Genomic DNA, 17,981 nt, shown 5'->3' with positions numbered 1-17,981 from the left:
ATTATAATTTCGATGTTTGATTTCCCTGTCTTAACGGGTAAAAACATGTAGATTTATTCCAGAAAGGGAGGTTCTACACATAATGAGCGACGACCGCAGACAGAACAAGAACCGTAAAGACAAACAGCTGGAAGAGTACCGTACTGATGATCAGGGAAAAAAGATGACGACCAATCAGGGACAGAAAGTGTCGGAGGATGAGTTTTCCCTGAAAGCCGGTGAACGAGGACCGACATTGATGGAGGATTTCCATTTCCGGGAAAAGATGACGCATTTTGACCATGAACGGATACCGGAGCGGATTGTTCACGCACGGGGATATGCGGCGCACGGCGAGTTTCATGTGTATGATGACTCGATGAAAGAGTATACGAAAGCAAACTTTTTAACTGATCCTGAAAAAACCACACCGGTGTTTGTGCGGTTTTCCACCGTACAAGGATCAAAGGGTTCTCCAGATACAGTCCGGGATGTACGCGGATTTGCAACAAAATTTTACACTGATGAAGGTAACTTTGATCTCGTCGGGAACAATATTCCAATTTTCTTCATCCAGGATGCCATGAAATTTCCGGATCTGGTTCATGCGGTGAAACCGGAACCGCATAACGAAATGCCGCAGGGCGGTTCTGCCCATGATACGTTCTGGGATTTTGTTGCGAATAACCAGGAAGCGGCCCATATGTCGGTCTGGGCCATGTCAGACCGCGGCATTCCGCGCAGCTTCCGTATGATGGAAGGATTCGGTGTTCACACGTTCCGTCTTGTTAATGAAAAAGGCGAAGCCCATTTCGTCAAATTCCACTGGAAGCCGAAACTCGGCGTCCATTCGCTCGTCTGGGATGAAGCGCAGAAACTTTCCGGAAAAGATATAGACTTCCACCGCCGCGATTTATACGAGGCGATTGAAAACGGTGATTATCCGGAGTGGGAGCTCGGGTTCCAGATTATCCGGGAAGACGAGGAATTTAACTTTGACTTTGACATTCTGGATCCGACAAAAGTGTGGCCGGAAGAAGAAGTCCCGGTGAAAATTGTCGGGAAATTAACCTTGAACCGGAACGTAGATAATGTTTTTGCCGAAACGGAACAGGCAGCCTTTCACCCGGGTCATGTGGTGTCAGGCATTGACTTTTCGAACGATCCACTTCTGCAGGGCAGATTGTTTTCTTACACCGATACCCAAATTTCAAGACTCGGCGGGCCGAACTTTCACGAACTGCCGATCAACCGTCCAGTCTGTCCGTTTCATAACAACCAGCGTGATGCCATGCACCGTATGACAATCAATACCGGACAGGTCAGCTACCACAAAAACTCTCTTGCTGATAACACACCGGAGCCCGCCAGTGAAGAAGAAGGCGGCTATGTTCATTACCAGGAGAAAGTCGAAGGGCACAAAATCAGGGCGCGGAGCGAAAGTTTCAAAGACCACTTCTCTCAGGCCGTGTTATTCTGGAACAGCATGAGTGATGTCGAAAAGGAACACATTATTAACGGATACAGCTTCGAACTTGGTAAATGTGAAAGCCGTTCGGTACAGCAGCAGATCGTCGATATGCTTAGCAATATTTCTCTTGATCTGGCTCGTCCGGTAGCAGAAAACCTTGGTATAGAACCTCCACAGGAAGGGGGATCCAGTATTACGAAATCATCGCCGGCTCTGAGCCAGGAAAATACGTCGTTTAAAGCAGAAACCAGGAAAGTCGGCGTTATAGTAGGGGAAGGATTTAACGGAGAAGAAGTAAGTAACGTTATCGCCGGTCTGAAAAAAGAAGGGATTCATCCGGAAATTATAAGCAGTACGCTCGGAACCTGTAAAGCAGCAGACGGACCGGAACTCGAAGTACAGCACACCTTCCTGACGGCAGATTCTCTGTTGTTTGATGCGTTGTATTGCGCCGGCGGTAAAAACACCGATGAAGCGTTCCGGAAGAAAGCGAAAGACTTTATCGACGAAACATTTTTCCACTATAAACCAATCGGAGCTACCCATGAAGGAACATCATGGATCGAGCAGGAAGGAATCGACACCGCTCCCGGTGTGATAAAAGGAAAGGACCCGGATTCCTTTACCTCGGACTTTATCCAGGCCGTCGCCTCCCACCGCTTCTGGGACAGACAAGTTATCTAATAAGGCATGAAGACACCGCTTTCAGGGCGGTGTCCTTTTTTTCCATACTGTGTTATGGTGATCGTACTATCAAACTGATAGGAAATGCTAGCAGTTTGATAGCAGTCATGAAAAAAAAAGGGTGAATATTGTGCAGGAGGAAAAAAGAATCCAGCTGAACGTCCGGGTGGAAAAAGATACAGCAGCAAAACTTGATGAACTGACCGCGTACTACCAGAAACACACCAGGTACGGCAAAGTCCATAAAGGAGACGTATTAACTGACATCATCGAAAAATCCTATGAGATGATGGAAAAACAAGTTTCTATGGAAAGACGTTACAAATAATGAAACCTCCCCTGATATCAATTCGTAAATAGAAGAAACAGAAAAGGAGGAATTATGTATGTCCTTTATTTTTTATGCCATAGCGGGAGCAGGTGCCCTGTTGTTCTTTAACTGGTTAATGGGCTACCGGAAAAACTGGATATCGCTCACCCTGAATAATCGTTACAACGATCTGAAAGAGTACGGGACAGCAGTAGAAAAAGAACTTACAGCAAAAGGACACACAGCGGTGTATGAAGGGAATGGCTATTTTCTCGTGGACGGCCGCAGTTATCTGCTCCAGGGACGCACCCTGCCGATGGGAGGAGTCCCGATGCAGCGCACCGTATTAAAACCCGTACACCGCTGAAGAAAGTCATTCCTCGGGCATCATATAGGTTTGATACCGCTGATGGGATATGGATGTTTCATTATGTTGAATGACAATAACCTGGGGCTTTAAGATCCAGCCGCCGTTACGCATGTTAGTCCGGGACTGCCGGTACAGGCGGCGGCTGTCCGCTCTTGTAACGACGTTGGTCATATAGGCACTCTGCTCGCTTCCCGGCTGGCGGAGCTCGTTTAACGCCCGGATCATTTCAGATGCTGTTGTGATCCCGATACCGTGACCGAAAAACTGATCATCCGTCAATACGATGGCGTTTTCGCCCCGCCACTGCGGGGAAGCAGGGTCGAAATCCGGGTTGTTGAAATAAACAATGTCTCCCGGAATATAGAAGCTGGTTCGAACCGACTGCAAACCTAGGTCGGTGTCGATGTGCCAGCTGTATAAATAAAGATTCGGGAAAAGCCTGTTAAATGCTGGTTTTCCGATCGTCTGCAGCGCAGCATAGTAAAAGACAATAATAACCGCCGTAGCACATTCAAATCCATAAGCACTCCCGTTGCGGTAAATGTCTTCGAGAGCATCGGAAGGAAGGATTCCGTACCGCAGACGGAGGCCCCCGGCACTGGTTACATTCCAGTATGCCGGATCAGCGCGGATGTTGGCGAACACAGCAAACGAGGCGCCGCTTTGATACATAGCTTCGGCAGCTTCTATGATATGACTGCGGAAACGAATATCAAACCGTAATTCCTCCGCAGAACGGTAGGAGTGAGGTTCAGGATCCTTCTGAAGGCGTTCCAGAATCCGTTTTTCTGTGTCCCCCGTTATCCACCCGGAAGCAGGGTGGAAGGGTGTTCCTGAAATATTAATCATCCCGCTCCCTCTTTTCCCCTCTGATTACTACATTCTATGGATCGCAAACAATCATCATGCAGAAAAAAGAACCACATATTCCACGTGGTCCTCTTCCTCTATTTATTCCGGTGAAATTAATGGCAGCTTTTCTAAGAAGGTAATATCGGCCATCTGTGCAGAATTTCCTTCAGCCAGGATGGCGGCTTTTGTCTGCACGTCTCCGCCTGCTTTCTGCACCAACGTTTCCAGAGCCTGCAGCGACTCGCCGGTACTGATCACATCATCCACAAGAGCAATGCGTTTTCCGTTCAGAAAAGCGGCATCGTTTTCATCAAGCACGAGCTGCTGTTCTTTCTGGGTTGTAATGGAAGTGGCGGCACTGATAAGCGGTTCATTCATATATGGTTTTACACTTTTTCTTGCGACGACGTAACGGCTCATTCCAAGCTGTTTGGCAAGTTCATGGACAAAAGGAATACCTTTTGCTTCCGCGGTGACCAGTACATCGACTTCAGGAAGCTGTTCGGCCAGAAGCGGCGCCGCGGCTGTAACCATTTCTGTATCTCCCAGAACGACAAAACTTGCAATGCTGAGCTCAGGCGATACTTGAATAACCGGCAGTTCTCTCGTCAATCCCGCCACCTTAAGCGTATACGTAGACACAACATCTCCTCCTTAAAATCCGAATAATTCGATCAGAAATTCTATGATAATTCCTGCTACCATCCCAAGAAACGGATCTGTTACGGCAGTAACGACCATTGTTATCCCGCCGACAACTCCAGTTCCGGCTCCTTCTCCGGTTAGGGCGGCTGTTGCGTTGGAAGGAAGGGTCACGATGGCACCCAGGACAAATAAAAAGCCGGCGATGGAGGCACTCGGTACGTATCTTCCGATTTTCGAAAGCCATCCGGCAAACAATATCGCAGCCATCATGGCCATCATCAGGACCCCGGACCAAACGGCATGGGGCGCACCGGCGGTTGCGGAAATAATCACTTCCACCGGCGCTCCCCCGAACAGGGAGGACGCCATGTCGGCAAGGCTGCTGATGATTGTAAGGGTATCGATATCGACATCCACCCCGGCAATATCCTGATTGATGCGGCCGAACGCTATGTTGGCACCGATATTTAAACAGACCATTGCCAGCGCACCACGCAGCACCATAGGGCTGAAGATGATCTTCTGCATTTTAAATCCTTCGTTCTGCAGGATTTCCTGCTTCGCTCCACCCGCATTTCGTTTTTGAATATTGGCAGCAACACTGGCCAGAATGACCGAAACCGTAATCGTATACACTAAGTCCTGCAGAGCCATGTATACGATCAAGGCACTGGCAAAGGAAATGATTCCCACTATGCGGTCATTTTTTGCCATATCCCAGGCCACTTTGGAAAGCATAATCCCGACCCCGGCCATCATTCCATTGGTAATTACCGGGCCGATCCAGTCCATCACCCATTCCAGTACGCCCAGAAGTCCAATCAACAGCAATATGGCAGCACCTATAAAGATCATGGACAGCCGTTCCCGCATACTTTTTCCCATTGTTCCGGCAACCGTAATCGTTTCGGCCTGATAGGAAATAACAGCGGCATTGCCGGCAGCCGCACTACCTGCAGCTCCCACCACAAACGCAAGCGCTGTGGGAATGGAGGCAAATCCAAATGCAAGGGCAAGCAGCCCCTGCGGGAGGCCGTTCATCACGCCGCTTACCGCAGCCAGAATGTCTTTAAGAATGTCCATATGGTTCTTCCTTTCTCTTTCCTGAAAAATAGTTCGTGTTTCAGGGAATAATATAAATTGAAAAATGAATAAAAGTACGACATTTGAAAAATTATCACAACATTTTTGTTTAGACAAGGTTTTCAATAGGAAAAAACGAAAAACGATCCACTTGAAAAGTCATATACCATTTGTTAAACTATATTTAATTAAAGATATTTTAATTCGTGATAATTTAATTAGAGATAATTTAAAGGTGATGGTAGCGATGAGTCACCCGGAAGAAAATCAGGATCTTTCTCTCAAAACGCTTGTCGTATTATCCAAGGCTTATCATTCTCTGGAGAAAAGTCTGGCTCAGGATATGAAAGACCATGGGTTGAATCCCAATGCGTTTGCGGTGCTTGAACTTCTTTATCATAAGGGGCGCCAGCCGATCCAGCATATCGGGAAGCGTATATTAATTACAAGCGGAAGTATGACATATGTTATCGATAAGCTTGAAAAGCAGGAGCTGTTGACCAGAGAGCGCTGTCCCAATGACCGCCGTGTCATTTATGCGGTCATCACGGAAAAAGGGACAGATTTAATGGATGAGATTTTTCCAAAACATGCTGCCCGCATTCAGGAATTGTTTTCTATTTTAACGGAAGGAGAAAAACAACAGCTGATTCCAATGCTCAAAAAACTCGGAACAGCTGCTGATGATTCTTCCTAGGAGGTGATAACTGCTTTTTAAAGGCAAAGCGATAGAGGATAACTCGGATCACTCGATGACGGGAAAGGATGACCAAAGGATATGGGACTATTTGATATATTTAAATCCAAAAGGAGCGATGAATCGATGACAACCGTCAACATAGCAATTGTGTATTACAGTTCCACAGGTACGAATTACCGGATGGCCAAATGGGCCGAAGAAGCAGCAAAAGAAGCAGGTGCAAATGTGTACCTGACCCGCGCGCCGGAACTGGCACCGCAGGAAGCGGTAGAGTCCAACCCGGCATGGAAAGCCCACCTGGAAGAAACGAAAGACATACCGGAAGCAAAACCGGAGGATCTGGACTGGGCGGATGCCATCGTGTTCAGCATGCCGACCCGTTTCGGAAATCTGCCCGCCCAGATGAAACAATTCCTTGATCAGACCGGCGGCCTATGGGGAGAAGGTAAGCTTGTCAACAAAGTCGTCAGCGGTATGAGTTCTGCGATGAATGACCACGGCGGTCAGGAAGCTACCGTCAAAAGCCTGTACACCACCATGATGCACTGGGGAGCCATCATTGCAGCTCCCGGCTACAGTGACCCGGTCGCTTTCAGTACCGGCGGCAATCCGTACGGTACCTCGGTAACGGTTGATGGAGAAGGAAACATGCAGATCGACATTGAGCCGGCCGTGAAACATCAAACAAGAAGAACCATCCAGGTAGCAACATGGGTGAAAAACGGCCAGTAAGCATTATGGAGTCATTTGGAAGAACCACCGTTCCTGCAAAGGGGCGGTGGTTTTTTGTGCGCTTGCTGCGGGATATGAGGACTTATTATATTTTCCTATAAGCTAAGTTGAATATTTTAATAGGTAGATGAACAGGGAAAGCCGAAAACCAACTTGACAGATAGGAATAATGAATATACGATAAATTATAATCAATCACAGATCGAATGTTATCGTCCCTTCGCTTATATGGTGTATCGACGTTCATATATAAATAGTGGAAAGGAAATGACTCGATTTCTATTATTCCTTTGCGAGGTGTATAATCATTGCAGCTTCAAGCAAACAACAGCCCGTTTAATGAAGAACAGGTTCAGCTTTTGAATCGTCTTCTCCCAACCCTTACAGAACAGCAGAAAATATGGCTGAGCGGTTATATGACAGCTGCACCATCTGCTGTTTCGGCGGAAGCAGCGGCCGCCGCAGCCCCGGCTTCTCCTGCTGCTGATCCTGCTGTTCAGACAGAGACAGCGGCACCTGAAATTTCAAAAGATGTAACGATCCTGTTCGGTTCCCAGACCGGTAACGGTCAGGGGATCGCGGAAGAACTCTCCGGGAAACTCGAATCACAGGATTTTAATGTCACCCTTTCTTCTATGGACAATTTCAAGACAAATGCATTGAAAAAAGTGGAAAATCTATTTGTTATCGTCAGTACTCACGGGGAAGGGGACCCTCCTGATAATGCGATTTCGTTTCATGAATTTCTGCACGGACGCAAAGCTCCCAAACTGGAAAATGTCCATTACTCCGTCCTTGCTCTGGGCGATACATCCTATGAACATTTCTGCCAGACCGGCCGGGAGTTCGATAAACGTCTCGAGGAATTAGGCGGCGACCGTTTGTATGACCGGGTCGACTGCGATGTCGATTTTGATGAAGACGCTGAGGAATGGATGGAAGGCGTCGTCGGGGCGTTAACGAAAGAAGTGGAACAAGCAGGAGCTGCATCTTCCCAGCCGGTGCCTGAGTTGGCCGGTGTCGGAGGTCCGGCAGCGCCGGCTGCACCAAAACCATCCTACTCGAGAACCAATCCTTTTCCGGCCGAACTGCTTGAAAACATCAACCTGAGCGGCAGAGGGTCCAATAAGGAAACAAGACATCTGGAACTGTCTCTGGAAGAGTCCGGCCTTGAATTTGAACCGGGGGACAGTGTCGGTATTTATCCGGAAAACGAGCCGGAACTGGTGGATAAACTAGTAGACGAAATGAGCTGGGATCCGGATGAACTCGTTGTTGTCAATAAAAAAGGGGATACGAAAACCGTCCGGGAGGCACTCCTTAACACCTATGAGATTACCGTTCTGACAAAACCGCTGCTTGAAAAAGCGGCTCCGCTTTCCGACAACGAAGATCTGCACGAACTGGTGAAAGAAGGCAATGAAGATGCACTGCGTGAATATATTACCGGCCGGGATCTTATAGATCTGGGACGGGATTTCGCGCCGTGGAATGTACCGGTCAGTGATTTCCTGCCGATTCTCCGGAAAATACCGCCCCGGCTCTATTCGATTGCAAGTAGTCCGGAGGCCAACCCGGAAGAAGTGCATCTGACGATCGGAACCGTCCGGTATGATGCCCACGGCCGCCAGCGTACGGGAGTATGCTCCGGGCAGTGTGCTGAACGGGCGGAGATAGGCGAAAAACTTCCCGTTTTCATCCAGAAAAATCCAAACTTTAAGCTTCCGGAAGATCCGGATACACCGGTCATTATGATCGGACCGGGAACCGGCGCTGCGCCATTCCGTTCTTTCCTTGAAGAAAGGGAGGAAATCGAAGCGGAAGGGAAGACGTGGTTCTTTTTCGGGGAACAGCACTTTTCCACGGACTTTCTTTATCAGGTCGAATGGCAGCGCTGGCTGAAAGAAGGCATATTATCAAGGATGGATGTTGCATTCTCGCGTGACGGCGACGAAAAAGTATATGTCCAGCACCGTATGCTGGAAAAAAGCCGTGATTTTTATGATTGGCTGATGGAAGGTGCCGTCGTTTATGTATGCGGAGATGAAGAATACATGGCCAGTGACGTTCATCAGGCCATCAAAACCATTCTACAGCAGGAAGGCGGCATGAGTGAACAGGATGCCGATGCGTACCTGGAAGATATGCAGCAGCAGAAACGATACCAGCGGGATGTTTATTAATCGAGAGGGGAAAGGAGCATAACCCATCATGGAAAAGAAACCGACGGCACCAGTCCAGGAAGGACCGCCGAGTGACAACGAACGAATAAAACGGGAAAGTAACTACCTCCGCGGTACCATTGAGGAGTCCCTGGCTGATCCTCTCACCGCTAATGTGACAGCAGATGATGCTCAGTTAACGAAATTCCACGGCAGCTACATGCAGGATGACCGGGATCTTCGTAATGAACGGCGGAAACAAAAGCTCGAACCGGCCTATTCCTTTATGGTACGTGTCCGTCTTCCCGGAGGTACTGCAACACCGCAGCAGTGGCTGCAGATGGACCGTATCGCCCACGAATACGGAAACGGAACCCTCCGTTTAACAACGCGCCAGACCTTTCAGATGCACGGCATTCTGAAATGGAACATGAAAAAGAATATGCAGGCCATGAATGAAGTGATGCTGGATACAATCGCCGCCTGCGGCGACGTGAACCGGAATGTCATGGCTGCGACAAACCCATACGACGCATCGATTCATGAAGAGATGCAGGAATTTGCCAAGAACATCAGTGAACATCTGCTGCCGCGGACGAAAGCTTATCATGAAATCTGGCTCGATGAAGAAAAAGTGGTCGACAGTTCAGAAGAAGTGGAGCCGATTTACAAAGATGTGTATCTGCCGCGTAAATTCAAGATTGGCATTGCAGTGCCGCCTTCTAATGACATTGATGTCTTTTCTCAGGATATCGGCTTAATTGCCATTGTTGAAAACGGCAGTCTTCAGGGCTTTAATATCGCCGTAGGCGGAGGTCTTGGAATGACCCATGGAGAAACGGAGACGTATCCGCAGCTTGGACGGGTGATCGGATTCTGCCGGCCGGATGATTGTGTGAACGTGGTGGAAAAACTGTTGACGATTCAACGTGATTACGGCAATCGTTCCAACCGTAAAAATGCGCGTTTTAAATACACCATCGACGCCCGCGGGCTTGACTGGCTGAAAAATGAGTTAGCGGAACGGCTCGGGTGGAGCCTGGAAGAGGAACGCTCCTATCATTTTGAACACAACGGAGACCGGTACGGATGGATGAAAGGGAGCAACAACCGCTGGCATCTAACTCTTTTCATTGAGAACGGCCGTATCAAAGACAGTGAAGATTATCAGCTCATGACAGCGTTGCGGGAAATTGCCAAAGTTCATACCGGCGAGTTCCGTCTCAGCCCGAATCAAAACCTGATTATCGGTAATGTCACAAGCCAGAAAAAGAAAAAGATCAACGAGCTCGTAGAAGAATACGGACTCTCCGACGGCAGACGGGACTCCGCTCTGCGGAGAAACGCCATGGCCTGTGTTGCTTTTCCAACATGTGGTCTTGCGATGGCCGAATCAGAGCGTTATCTACCGTCATTGATTGACAAACTGGAAGGCATTGTTGAGGAAGCAGGGCTTCAGGATAATGACATTACGATCCGCATGACCGGCTGTCCGAACGGCTGTGCCAGATCCACTCTGGGAGAGATCGGTTTTATCGGCAAAGCGCCCGGCAAGTACAACATGTACCTTGGCGGCGGGTATGCCGGCGAACGTCTAAACAAATTGTACCAGGAGAACATCGGCGAAGAAGACATTTTGAATACGCTGCGTCCGATGCTGTTTGAATATGCGAAAGAACGGAATGAAGGTGAACCGTTCGGCGATTACGTCATCCGCGCCGGTTATATCGATGCCGTGAACGACGGTCTGCAGTTCCATGAATCATAACGAAACACCGTACAGGGTTCCTGACAGGAGCCCTGTTTTTTGTATATCATGCAAACAATCAGGGGATCCTGAAAAGGAAAGGGGGAGATACAGATGACCAGAGGACAGACAAGAAACAATCAGCATAAACCGAAGAAAAAATTGTCCCAGACTCCTCAAAAAGATATCGTGCAGGACGGTATCGATGTTGAATTCTCGGAGGAAACGGCAGACACTGACGACAAAGAAGCCCAAATGAGATCCCGGGCGGCAGATCAGCGCGCGCATCAAAAAATGGACCATTAATTAATATTTCCAGCTGCACAGCTTCTTATGCATGGAAATATGTTGCATGATAATATCCCTTTCTATGGTTCAAACTACAGATGTGGGGGTCGTTTCTCCATACTTCACTTCGAAGAAAAAGGAGAATGAAGGAATGAATAACTTTCGCTGGAATGTGCCATTCCTGCAGATGGGCCGCCGAAGAGGATTTATGGGGCGGACCAACCGAAGAAACCGAAACTGGGGAATATGGAGCATGGTCATGACATTGGTCGGAGCTGGTGCGGGGGCAGCCTGGTTCGGTCTGAGCCGGCAGGAACAGACAAATGGAGAAAATCCGGTGCAGGAACGATTCTCAGACATCCCCGACCGGACAGAAACAGCTTTTGCACGTGAATTCCTGACAGATGAATCGGAGTAATATGAATTGCAAAAACAGAGATCAGGAACGATTTCCTGATCTCTGTTTATTTACAATCATTTTATTATGTTAACTTAAAATGTGATACGTGATCAAGGTATAAAAATGGAAATAGAAAAGATAATAACGAAAACAGGAAGGAGGAGAAAGAAATGAAACATAGTGCAGTCGGATCAGTTTTTTATATAACCATCGGAATTTTGATCCTGGCGGTGATTCTAGGGGCATCCGCACCTCATGTACTTGAAGGTGTCACAGCAGCGTCCAAAGCTTTTATAGCAGAACGCTTCGGCTGGTATTATTTGATTGTTGTTTCTATTTTTGTCCTCGTATGTCTATTTATTATTGTAAGTCCTTACGGACGGATAAAACTTGGAAAACCGGACGATAAACCGGATTATAATATGGCCACATGGTTTGCAATGTTATTCAGTGCAGGTATGGGCATCGGACTTGTGTTCTGGGGAGCGGCGGAACCTATACATCACTATGCGGTGAATTCTCCCACGACCGACGTAAAAACACCCAAAGCCATTAAAGATGCGATGCGGTTCACCTTTTTTCACTGGGGGGTTCATGCCTGGGCCATTTATGCAATTATCGCATTATGTCTTGCTTATTTTAAATTCAGACGAGACGCGAGCGGAACCGTAAGCTCATCATTAAACGTTCTGATGAATACGGACGGAGCACTTGGTAAAACCATTGATATAATCGCTGTTACGGCAACTGTAACAGGTGTAGCCACGACACTCGGGTTCGGGGCAGTGCAGATCAATGGCGGATTGTCGTTTATCACCAATCTTGGAATCGGGTTCTGGATTCAGTTTGCCATTATTGCCGTTGTCACTGTTTTGTTTCTGATCTCGGCCTCGACCGGCCTGAACAAAGGAATCCGGATATTAAGCAACACCAATATGGTCCTTGCCCTGTTATTATTTACCTTTATTCTTATCGTCGGGCCGACATTGTATATGCTGAACTTATTCACCAATACGCTTGGAAAATACATTCAAACCCTGCCTGCTATGAGTTTCCGAATTGCCCCGCTTACAGAAAACGCAAGGGAATGGATAAACGACTGGACGATTTTTTACTGGGCGTGGTGGATTGCCTGGTCCCCCTTTGTAGGTACGTTTATTGCACGGGTTTCAAAAGGCAGGACCCTGCGGCAGTTTACCGCCGGGGTGTTGGTCGTACCTCCCCTTGTCAGCTTTTTATGGTTTTCGGTATTTGGAGGTGCTTCGATCTTACTGGAAGCAGAAGGCACAGCGGCCATTTCCAAGCTGTCTACAGAAGAAGCATTATTCGGTGTCTTCGAGCATTATCCTTACGGCCTGGCGATGTCCATACTGGCGATGGGTTTGATCAGCGTCTTTTTTATCACGTCTGCTGATTCTGCTACATTTGTACTCGGGATGCAGACCTCGAATGGAACAATGAATCCTGCTGTGAAAGTGAAATTCACCTGGGGAATTATGCTTTCCGCCACAGCTGTTATCCTGCTCTATTCCGGCGGACTGCAGGCACTTGAGAATACAATGATTGTCGCTGCCTTCCCTTTTTCCATCATTATGCTCATGATGGTGTTAGCGCTACTTAAAGCATTAAAAGAAGAAAAACCCGCACTGCAGGCCGAAAAAGAGACAAGAAAAAGCAAAAGAAATAAGGAGAACAGCGAATGAAAGAGGGGGGTCTCTTATGGTCAGGATCATACGTTATTCCCGCGTTTTCGGTGAAAAGCGGGAATACGGTTTCCTTGTTCAAGGACCCCTTATCCCAGGAAAGCAAAAAATCAGAAAAGAAGAGGCGCCTCCTGATTTCGTGTCAGCAGAGCGCATGAAAGAAAAATGAGACTCACTTCTTATTTCTGCTTCTGCAGCCAAATTCACGTTTATGAACAAAGTGAAAAGGGGGATGGGATAGCGAAGGAGGTTGATAATATGAAAAAAGCCATTTCCACAGGTTGGACTGTTTTATTTTTAATCTTTTTTGTTTCGCAGGTGGAAGCACATAAAGATTTACTGCAACAAGAGGAGGAAGGTCCTGAAGTAACGGAGCTGCAGCAGTCATTAATTCATATGGGATATTTACATACCAATCCTACCGGCTATTACGGGCCCTTAACAAACAACGCGGTACAGGAGTTTCAAGGCGACTTTGGTCTGGCTGTCGATGGGAAAGCCGGGGAGAATACCCTGCAAAAATTAAATGAAGTAAATAAATTGGCCCGGGTCGTCCACGGGGAGGCCAGAGGAGAAACGTTTGAAGGACAAGTGGCTGTGGCTGCTGTGATTCATAACCGGATTCAATCCTCTGAATTTCCAGAAACGATAGAAAAAGTGATAAAAGAAAAGAATGCGTTCACGGCTGTACAGGATGGCCAGTATAATTTAACACCCGACCGAACCGCCTATCGTGCCGTGAAGGAAGCTTGGAACGGCTATGATCCATCCAAAGGTTCGCATTACTATTACAACCCCGTTCTGGCCACGTCTGATTGGATTTGGACGCGGTCCGAAAACCTGCAGATTGGAAAACATGTATTTGCTGATTAACACTGGGACAGAGGAAAGAAATATTACATTTCCTCTGTCCCTTTCTTTCCCGCATTTTACCAGGTTTGAGTAAGTACTCCTGGTATTTTCATTCCTCTTCGTTCACGGACTGTTCCATATTCTCGATATTTTCTCTACGATGTTCATTTTTCTCATTAATATTCTGTTTTTCCTCTTCACTCAACGCTTCACCGTGTTCTTCCGCGAATTCTTCTGTTGCGTGCAGATTCTCTTCTGTCTCATTAATGTTCTTTTCCACTGTTTCTTTTCTTCCGGCAGGACGTTTTGATTCAGCCATTTGTCTTTCCCTCCTTTACCTTTACTCGTAGTATGTGAAAAAACAGAGCAGCTGTATACCATGTAAAAAGAAAAAAGTAGTCGTACAAGCTTTTATTCATAAATACACTCTAAATGAAAACTGTGTTAAGTAGGAGATGCTCCAATGAGTGTATTCTTTAGTTATATTTTATTAGGGGTGACGCTGGCTGCTCCTATCGGGCCGGTAAATGCAGCACAATTAGACAAAGGGATTAAAAATGGGTTCTGGCATGCCTGGATGGTCGGAGTGGGAGCAATGATCGCCGATGGATTGTACATGCTTCTTGTTTATCTCGGTGTTGTTCACTTTTTAGAAGTCCCGCTCGTGAAAACATTTCTCTGGTTATTTGGATTTTTTATATTGGTGTATATCGGAGCGGAAAGCTTAAAAGGGGGGAGTGGAGCGCTCACGGTTACAACCCGCCGCAGCAGTCCCCCCCTGATCCATTCATTCAGCTCGGGTTTCTTTATGTGTTTGTGCAACCCATTATCCATTGTCTTTTGGCTCGGAATTTACGGTTCCATAGTGGCAAAAACGTCAGCTCATCAAAGCATTGAACAACTCTGGCTGTACAGCGCTGCCATTTTCATCGGAGTCTCCTTATGGGATGTTACAATGGCAGGGATGGCCAGTGGGTTTCGAAAATATTTATCGGAACGAATGCTCGTTTTGATCTCGACCGCCTCGGGGATATGCTTGATTTTGTTCGGTATTTATTTTGGGTGGGAAGGAGTGAAAGCCGTGCTGGAATTTCGCAGTCATTAAAAAGGGGAGGGGGGTTGACGGGACCAGATCCTTTTCATGATCATTACCACCACGGCAAGAATGATCAGGAACCCCAGGCTGACAAAAAAACCAGGACGGCTGGATTTATCCAGCAGCGTGCCGCTGACGGCGCAAAGGATGAGAGCAAGTCCGCCCAAACGCTGTACATGGCTGAATCCTTTTATAACAACCAAGCGGTTTGCATACAGCAGAATGAAAAACCAGTTGTACAGAAGCATCAACCCGGCGGCGGTGGTCATGTATTCGTATATTTTTTCAGGCAGAAGAAGAGAAAAAAAGATGGAGACAAGCATCCCCGCGACAGTCAATCCCAAAGCAGGCAGATGAAGATCTATAATATTCTGCCCCTTTTTCTGAAAGAAAGAGGGAGCATCCCCATCCTCTGCAAGGGTGACCAGCATGCTCGTTACTGCAAACAGGGAGGCAGCCATGGTAGAAAATCCGGCTATGATTAACGCGCCATTAAATACATCTGCAAAATACGGAAAATCATACTGATCCAGTGCAGTAACAAATGGGCTTTCATCGGCATGGAACGCTTCCGAGGACGTTAATAATAAAGCCATTCCCAGGGATATGATATAAATAGAAGTAATAACAGCCAGCATAATTTTCCCTGATTTAGGAGCTTCCTTTTTATCATTCAGCCGGACCGCCATCATACTCATAATTTCAATACCTCCAAAGGCATAAAAGGCATAAATCAAAGAAGCCCAGAGACCTTTGCCGCCATGTGGAATAAATTGCTGCACTGTTTGAGGAAAGAAAAGCGAGTTCTGACTGCTGTGAAATGAGCTGAACATCGCAACCGCAGCCACAACAATAAACATGAGAATAGCTGCAATTTTCACTACTCCAAAGATATTTTCAATCCGGTCAAATCCTTTCGCTCCTGTTAGGACGACAAGGATTCCAAGCAGAGAGTAACCGGCGGCGAATATCCATAATGGAACACCAGGAAACCAGTATTTCGAGAAAATAGATACAGCTGTCATTTGACTTCCCAGGATCAGCATTTCAGCTCCCCAATACACCCATCCAGAACTGAATCCCGCCCAGCGCCCATAAGCTTTTCTTGCATATGTATGAAAGGCTCCCTTTTGCGGATCCTTCCTCATAAGTGCCGCCAGAAAATGATAAACGGAATATGTCCCAAAACCAGCCAGTATAAAACTAATAAGGACTGCCTGTCCTGCCATGGATATAGCCAGACTTGCTCCTAGAAAAAATCCTGTTCCAATCGTACATCCCACACCAATCAGCGACAGCTGCCACCATGTCAGGCCGCTCTCTTCTTTTTTCTTCATTTTCAAGTTACCTCCTTTTCCGCCCATTTGATGTTAGTGTTGATGTTTTGTCATCCTTTATTCGATTTCGTTTGAGATAAGGGAAGAAACGTCAATTCATCGTTTTACACATAATTTTTCTGCTTTGGATTCAATCTAGTGAAAGAACGACACTAATCTTTCATCCTGAAGCTGTAAAAGGTGGTTATATGCTTTCCTTTATTGGATCTCTGCTTTTCTTATTTTTCACAGCAATCGTTGTCGTTCGTTTTATGGGGAAGACAGCACTGGCTCAATTCACTCCGCATGATTTTACGGCCATATTTTTCATCATTGCCATGGCGATGAATCCAATTGATGCCGACAGCATAGGAAAAGCCCTGATCGGCATCCTTCTCATCATCACCCTGCATCTTTCTTTTGCCAGATTGAGTTTGTACAACCGCCTGAACCGTTTTCTCATCGGCGAGCCTGCGATATTAATTAAGCACGGGAAGCTGGATCGGTCGAACCTGAAAAAAAGCCGATTTTCCCTTGCTGAACTGCTGTCGAGTGTAAGAAGTCAGGGGTATAAGGATTTAACCACTATTCAATATGCGATTCTGGAGCCAAACGGCGCGATCAGCGTGCTGCCAAAAGAGAGTATGGCCCCTGTTACAAAACAGGACATAAATATGGAACCGGAGTACCAAGGGTTTCCGGTGGCGGTGATTGTGGAGGGAGATATTCAGCATGAACATTTAAAAATGATTGATAAAGATGAAACGTGGCTGGAACACGCGGTGAAAAAAGCTGGCTTTGGCGGTATCCGGCAGGTATTTTTGGCTGTCGTTCAGGATCCGGATCATTCCTTAATTGTAGATGACGGACACGGAACGATCAGGAAGTACTGAATACGCTGAAATAAGAACCTCACACACCTCCCTGGGCATGCAGCATACAATATAGAAACTGTGAGATAGGGGAGGAGTCACCATGTACTACTATAGGTATCCGTGGCCATACTATGTGCAAGTCCCAGCATTGCAATATGGAACTCCACCGGTACAAAGAACATTTCTACCAGAAAAAGACTACGGGAATGAAAATAAGATGCGGGACGATTACGGATCATATCCATATGTCGTCAATATCAACGAAGCAGCGAAACAAAATCAAACATTCCGGACAGCATTGTGGACGGGAGATCATCTACAAGTAACGGTTATGAGCATCCCTGTTGGAAGTGATATCGGTCTGGAAGTACACCCTGATGTGGACCAATTTTTAAGGATGGAAGACGGGGAAGGCCTTGTGCGGATGGGAGATACAAAAGAAAATATTTTCTTCCAGCGGAAAGTATTTGAGGATGACGCTGTCATGGTACCGGCAGGCACATGGCATAATCTAATCAATACAGGATATAAACCGTTAAAACTTTATACCATTTATGCACCACCGGAACACCCATTCGGAACCATTCATTACACGAAAAACGATGCTGCAGAAGCCGAAAACCATCATGGTTGATAACACAAAATGAATGTGTAGAAGTCAGGGGGAGGAGTAAAAAGAATAGGACTCCTCTCTTCAGCATCTGTTTTTAGTTAAC

General features: G+C 46.9%; 19 protein-coding genes. 14 read left to right on the top strand and 5 right to left on the bottom strand.

Going from position 1 to position 17,981, the window contains the following annotated elements; all coding sequences use genetic code 11:
• The first annotated feature begins 82 nt into the window (after positions 1-82).
• The 3 genes from ACW9JV_RS09165 to ACW9JV_RS09155 all read left to right on the top strand — a co-directional run bounded on the left by ACW9JV_RS09165 (position 83) and on the right by ACW9JV_RS09155 (position 2,811).
• The gene (locus ACW9JV_RS09165; protein WP_457333503.1) at positions 83-2,134 is read left to right on the top strand and encodes a catalase; all 2,052 of its coding nucleotides are present in this window, start codon (positions 83-85) and stop codon (positions 2,132-2,134) included.
• Positions 2,135-2,264: 130 nt separating this feature from the next.
• Entirely contained in the window at positions 2,265-2,462 is a 198-nt protein-coding gene (locus tag ACW9JV_RS09160; protein WP_457333501.1) for a hypothetical protein, read from the top strand.
• Positions 2,463-2,520: 58 nt separating this feature from the next.
• Positions 2,521-2,811, top strand: a complete 291-nt coding sequence (locus ACW9JV_RS09155; protein WP_457333499.1) for a hypothetical protein — start codon at positions 2,521-2,523, stop codon at positions 2,809-2,811.
• Positions 2,812-2,817: 6 nt separating this feature from the next.
• Here the strand turns inward: ACW9JV_RS09155 and ACW9JV_RS09150 are convergent, their stop codons facing one another.
• The 3 genes from ACW9JV_RS09150 to ACW9JV_RS09140 all read right to left on the bottom strand — a co-directional run bounded on the left by ACW9JV_RS09150 (position 2,818) and on the right by ACW9JV_RS09140 (position 5,394).
• Positions 2,818-3,663, bottom strand: coding sequence for a protein-glutamine gamma-glutamyltransferase (locus ACW9JV_RS09150; RefSeq protein WP_457333497.1), 846 nt, complete (start codon positions 3,661-3,663; stop codon positions 2,818-2,820).
• Positions 3,664-3,765: 102 nt separating this feature from the next.
• Entirely contained in the window at positions 3,766-4,308 is a 543-nt protein-coding gene (locus ACW9JV_RS09145) for a phosphoribosyltransferase family protein (RefSeq protein ID WP_457333495.1), read from the bottom strand.
• 12 nt (positions 4,309-4,320) lie between these two features.
• On the bottom strand, positions 4,321-5,394 hold the full coding sequence (locus ACW9JV_RS09140) for an NCS2 family permease (RefSeq protein ID WP_457333493.1): 1,074 nt from the start codon (positions 5,392-5,394) through the stop codon (positions 4,321-4,323).
• Between the two features lie 247 nt (positions 5,395-5,641).
• On the opposite strand from ACW9JV_RS09140, the gene ACW9JV_RS09135 reads away from it, so the two are divergent.
• The 8 genes from ACW9JV_RS09135 (at position 5,642) to ACW9JV_RS09100 (ending at position 13,999) form a co-directional block, all read left to right on the top strand.
• On the top strand, positions 5,642-6,091 hold the full coding sequence (locus ACW9JV_RS09135) for a MarR family winged helix-turn-helix transcriptional regulator (protein ID WP_457333491.1): 450 nt from the start codon (positions 5,642-5,644) through the stop codon (positions 6,089-6,091).
• A gap of 126 nt (positions 6,092-6,217) precedes the next feature.
• Positions 6,218-6,826, top strand: coding sequence for an NAD(P)H:quinone oxidoreductase (wrbA, locus tag ACW9JV_RS09130; RefSeq protein ID WP_457333489.1), 609 nt, complete (start codon positions 6,218-6,220; stop codon positions 6,824-6,826).
• A 308-nt stretch (positions 6,827-7,134) separates the two neighbouring features.
• Positions 7,135-9,009, top strand: a complete 1,875-nt coding sequence (locus ACW9JV_RS09125) for an assimilatory sulfite reductase (NADPH) flavoprotein subunit (protein ID WP_457333487.1) — start codon at positions 7,135-7,137, stop codon at positions 9,007-9,009.
• Between the two features lie 28 nt (positions 9,010-9,037).
• Positions 9,038-10,756: an assimilatory sulfite reductase (NADPH) hemoprotein subunit gene (gene cysI / locus ACW9JV_RS09120; protein ID WP_457333485.1), complete on the top strand. Its 1,719-nt coding sequence runs from the start codon at positions 9,038-9,040 to the stop codon at positions 10,754-10,756.
• Positions 10,757-10,849: 93 nt separating this feature from the next.
• A complete protein-coding gene (locus ACW9JV_RS09115; RefSeq protein ID WP_457333483.1) occupies positions 10,850-11,041 on the top strand; it encodes a YfhD family protein in 192 nt (63 codons plus the stop codon).
• A gap of 133 nt (positions 11,042-11,174) precedes the next feature.
• On the top strand, positions 11,175-11,441 hold the full coding sequence (locus ACW9JV_RS09110) for a hypothetical protein (protein ID WP_457333481.1): 267 nt from the start codon (positions 11,175-11,177) through the stop codon (positions 11,439-11,441).
• A gap of 152 nt (positions 11,442-11,593) precedes the next feature.
• Positions 11,594-13,126 carry a BCCT family transporter gene (locus ACW9JV_RS09105; RefSeq protein ID WP_457333479.1) on the top strand — a complete coding sequence of 511 codons (1,533 nt, stop codon included), beginning with the start codon at positions 11,594-11,596 and terminating at the stop codon, positions 13,124-13,126.
• Between the two features lie 258 nt (positions 13,127-13,384).
• Positions 13,385-13,999, top strand: a complete 615-nt coding sequence (locus ACW9JV_RS09100) for a cell wall hydrolase (RefSeq protein WP_457333477.1) — start codon at positions 13,385-13,387, stop codon at positions 13,997-13,999.
• 88 nt (positions 14,000-14,087) lie between these two features.
• Here the strand turns inward: ACW9JV_RS09100 and ACW9JV_RS09095 are convergent, their stop codons facing one another.
• Complete coding sequence (locus tag ACW9JV_RS09095; protein ID WP_457333475.1) at positions 14,088-14,297, bottom strand: hypothetical protein; 210 nt, start codon at positions 14,295-14,297, stop codon at positions 14,088-14,090.
• Positions 14,298-14,441: 144 nt separating this feature from the next.
• Between ACW9JV_RS09095 and ACW9JV_RS09090 the strand changes: the two genes are divergently transcribed.
• Positions 14,442-15,083, top strand: a complete 642-nt coding sequence (locus ACW9JV_RS09090; protein ID WP_457333473.1) for a LysE family transporter — start codon at positions 14,442-14,444, stop codon at positions 15,081-15,083.
• On the opposite strand, the gene ACW9JV_RS09085 is transcribed toward ACW9JV_RS09090, so the two are convergent.
• A complete protein-coding gene (locus ACW9JV_RS09085) occupies positions 15,080-16,411 on the bottom strand; it encodes an amino acid permease (RefSeq protein WP_457333471.1) in 1,332 nt (443 codons plus the stop codon). The genes ACW9JV_RS09090 and ACW9JV_RS09085 overlap by 4 nt on opposite strands.
• 188 nt (positions 16,412-16,599) lie before the next feature.
• Between ACW9JV_RS09085 and ACW9JV_RS09080 the strand changes: the two genes are divergently transcribed.
• Both ACW9JV_RS09080 and ACW9JV_RS09075 read left to right on the top strand, forming a co-directional pair.
• Positions 16,600-17,283 carry a DUF421 domain-containing protein gene (locus ACW9JV_RS09080; RefSeq protein ID WP_457333469.1) on the top strand — a complete coding sequence of 228 codons (684 nt, stop codon included), beginning with the start codon at positions 16,600-16,602 and terminating at the stop codon, positions 17,281-17,283.
• Between the two features lie 82 nt (positions 17,284-17,365).
• A complete protein-coding gene (locus ACW9JV_RS09075) occupies positions 17,366-17,899 on the top strand; it encodes a cupin domain-containing protein (RefSeq protein ID WP_457333467.1) in 534 nt (177 codons plus the stop codon).
• Positions 17,900-17,981: the final 82 nt, after the last annotated feature.

It is taken from the genome of Salibacterium sp. K-3 (genome assembly GCF_054052005.1).
Note: the sequence above shows the minus strand (reverse complement) of the source record. Positions and strands in the feature narration are given on the sequence as shown.

Excerpts from the sequence above, each read along its gene's own strand:
- ACW9JV_RS09165 (WP_457333503.1), top strand. The coding sequence starts at position 83 with ATGAGCGACGACCGCAGACAGAACAAGAACCGTAAAGACAAACAGCTG.
- ACW9JV_RS09085 (WP_457333471.1), bottom strand. The coding sequence starts at position 16,411 with ATGAAGAAAAAAGAAGAGAGCGGCCTGACATGGTGGCAGCTGTCGCTG.
- ACW9JV_RS09135 (WP_457333491.1), top strand. The coding sequence starts at position 5,642 with ATGAGTCACCCGGAAGAAAATCAGGATCTTTCTCTCAAAACGCTTGTC.
- ACW9JV_RS09095 (WP_457333475.1), bottom strand. The coding sequence starts at position 14,297 with ATGGCTGAATCAAAACGTCCTGCCGGAAGAAAAGAAACAGTGGAAAAG.
- ACW9JV_RS09110 (WP_457333481.1), top strand. The coding sequence starts at position 11,175 with ATGAATAACTTTCGCTGGAATGTGCCATTCCTGCAGATGGGCCGCCGA.
- wrbA (WP_457333489.1), top strand. The coding sequence starts at position 6,218 with ATGACAACCGTCAACATAGCAATTGTGTATTACAGTTCCACAGGTACG.
- ACW9JV_RS09155 (WP_457333499.1), top strand. The coding sequence starts at position 2,521 with ATGTCCTTTATTTTTTATGCCATAGCGGGAGCAGGTGCCCTGTTGTTC.
- ACW9JV_RS09075 (WP_457333467.1), top strand. The coding sequence starts at position 17,366 with ATGTACTACTATAGGTATCCGTGGCCATACTATGTGCAAGTCCCAGCA.
- ACW9JV_RS09080 (WP_457333469.1), top strand. The coding sequence starts at position 16,600 with ATGCTTTCCTTTATTGGATCTCTGCTTTTCTTATTTTTCACAGCAATC.
- ACW9JV_RS09105 (WP_457333479.1), top strand. The coding sequence starts at position 11,594 with ATGAAACATAGTGCAGTCGGATCAGTTTTTTATATAACCATCGGAATT.
- cysI (WP_457333485.1), top strand. The coding sequence starts at position 9,038 with ATGGAAAAGAAACCGACGGCACCAGTCCAGGAAGGACCGCCGAGTGAC.
- ACW9JV_RS09140 (WP_457333493.1), bottom strand. The coding sequence starts at position 5,394 with ATGGACATTCTTAAAGACATTCTGGCTGCGGTAAGCGGCGTGATGAAC.
- ACW9JV_RS09100 (WP_457333477.1), top strand. The coding sequence starts at position 13,385 with ATGAAAAAAGCCATTTCCACAGGTTGGACTGTTTTATTTTTAATCTTT.
- ACW9JV_RS09115 (WP_457333483.1), top strand. The coding sequence starts at position 10,850 with ATGACCAGAGGACAGACAAGAAACAATCAGCATAAACCGAAGAAAAAA.
- ACW9JV_RS09150 (WP_457333497.1), bottom strand. The coding sequence starts at position 3,663 with ATGATTAATATTTCAGGAACACCCTTCCACCCTGCTTCCGGGTGGATA.
- ACW9JV_RS09090 (WP_457333473.1), top strand. The coding sequence starts at position 14,442 with ATGAGTGTATTCTTTAGTTATATTTTATTAGGGGTGACGCTGGCTGCT.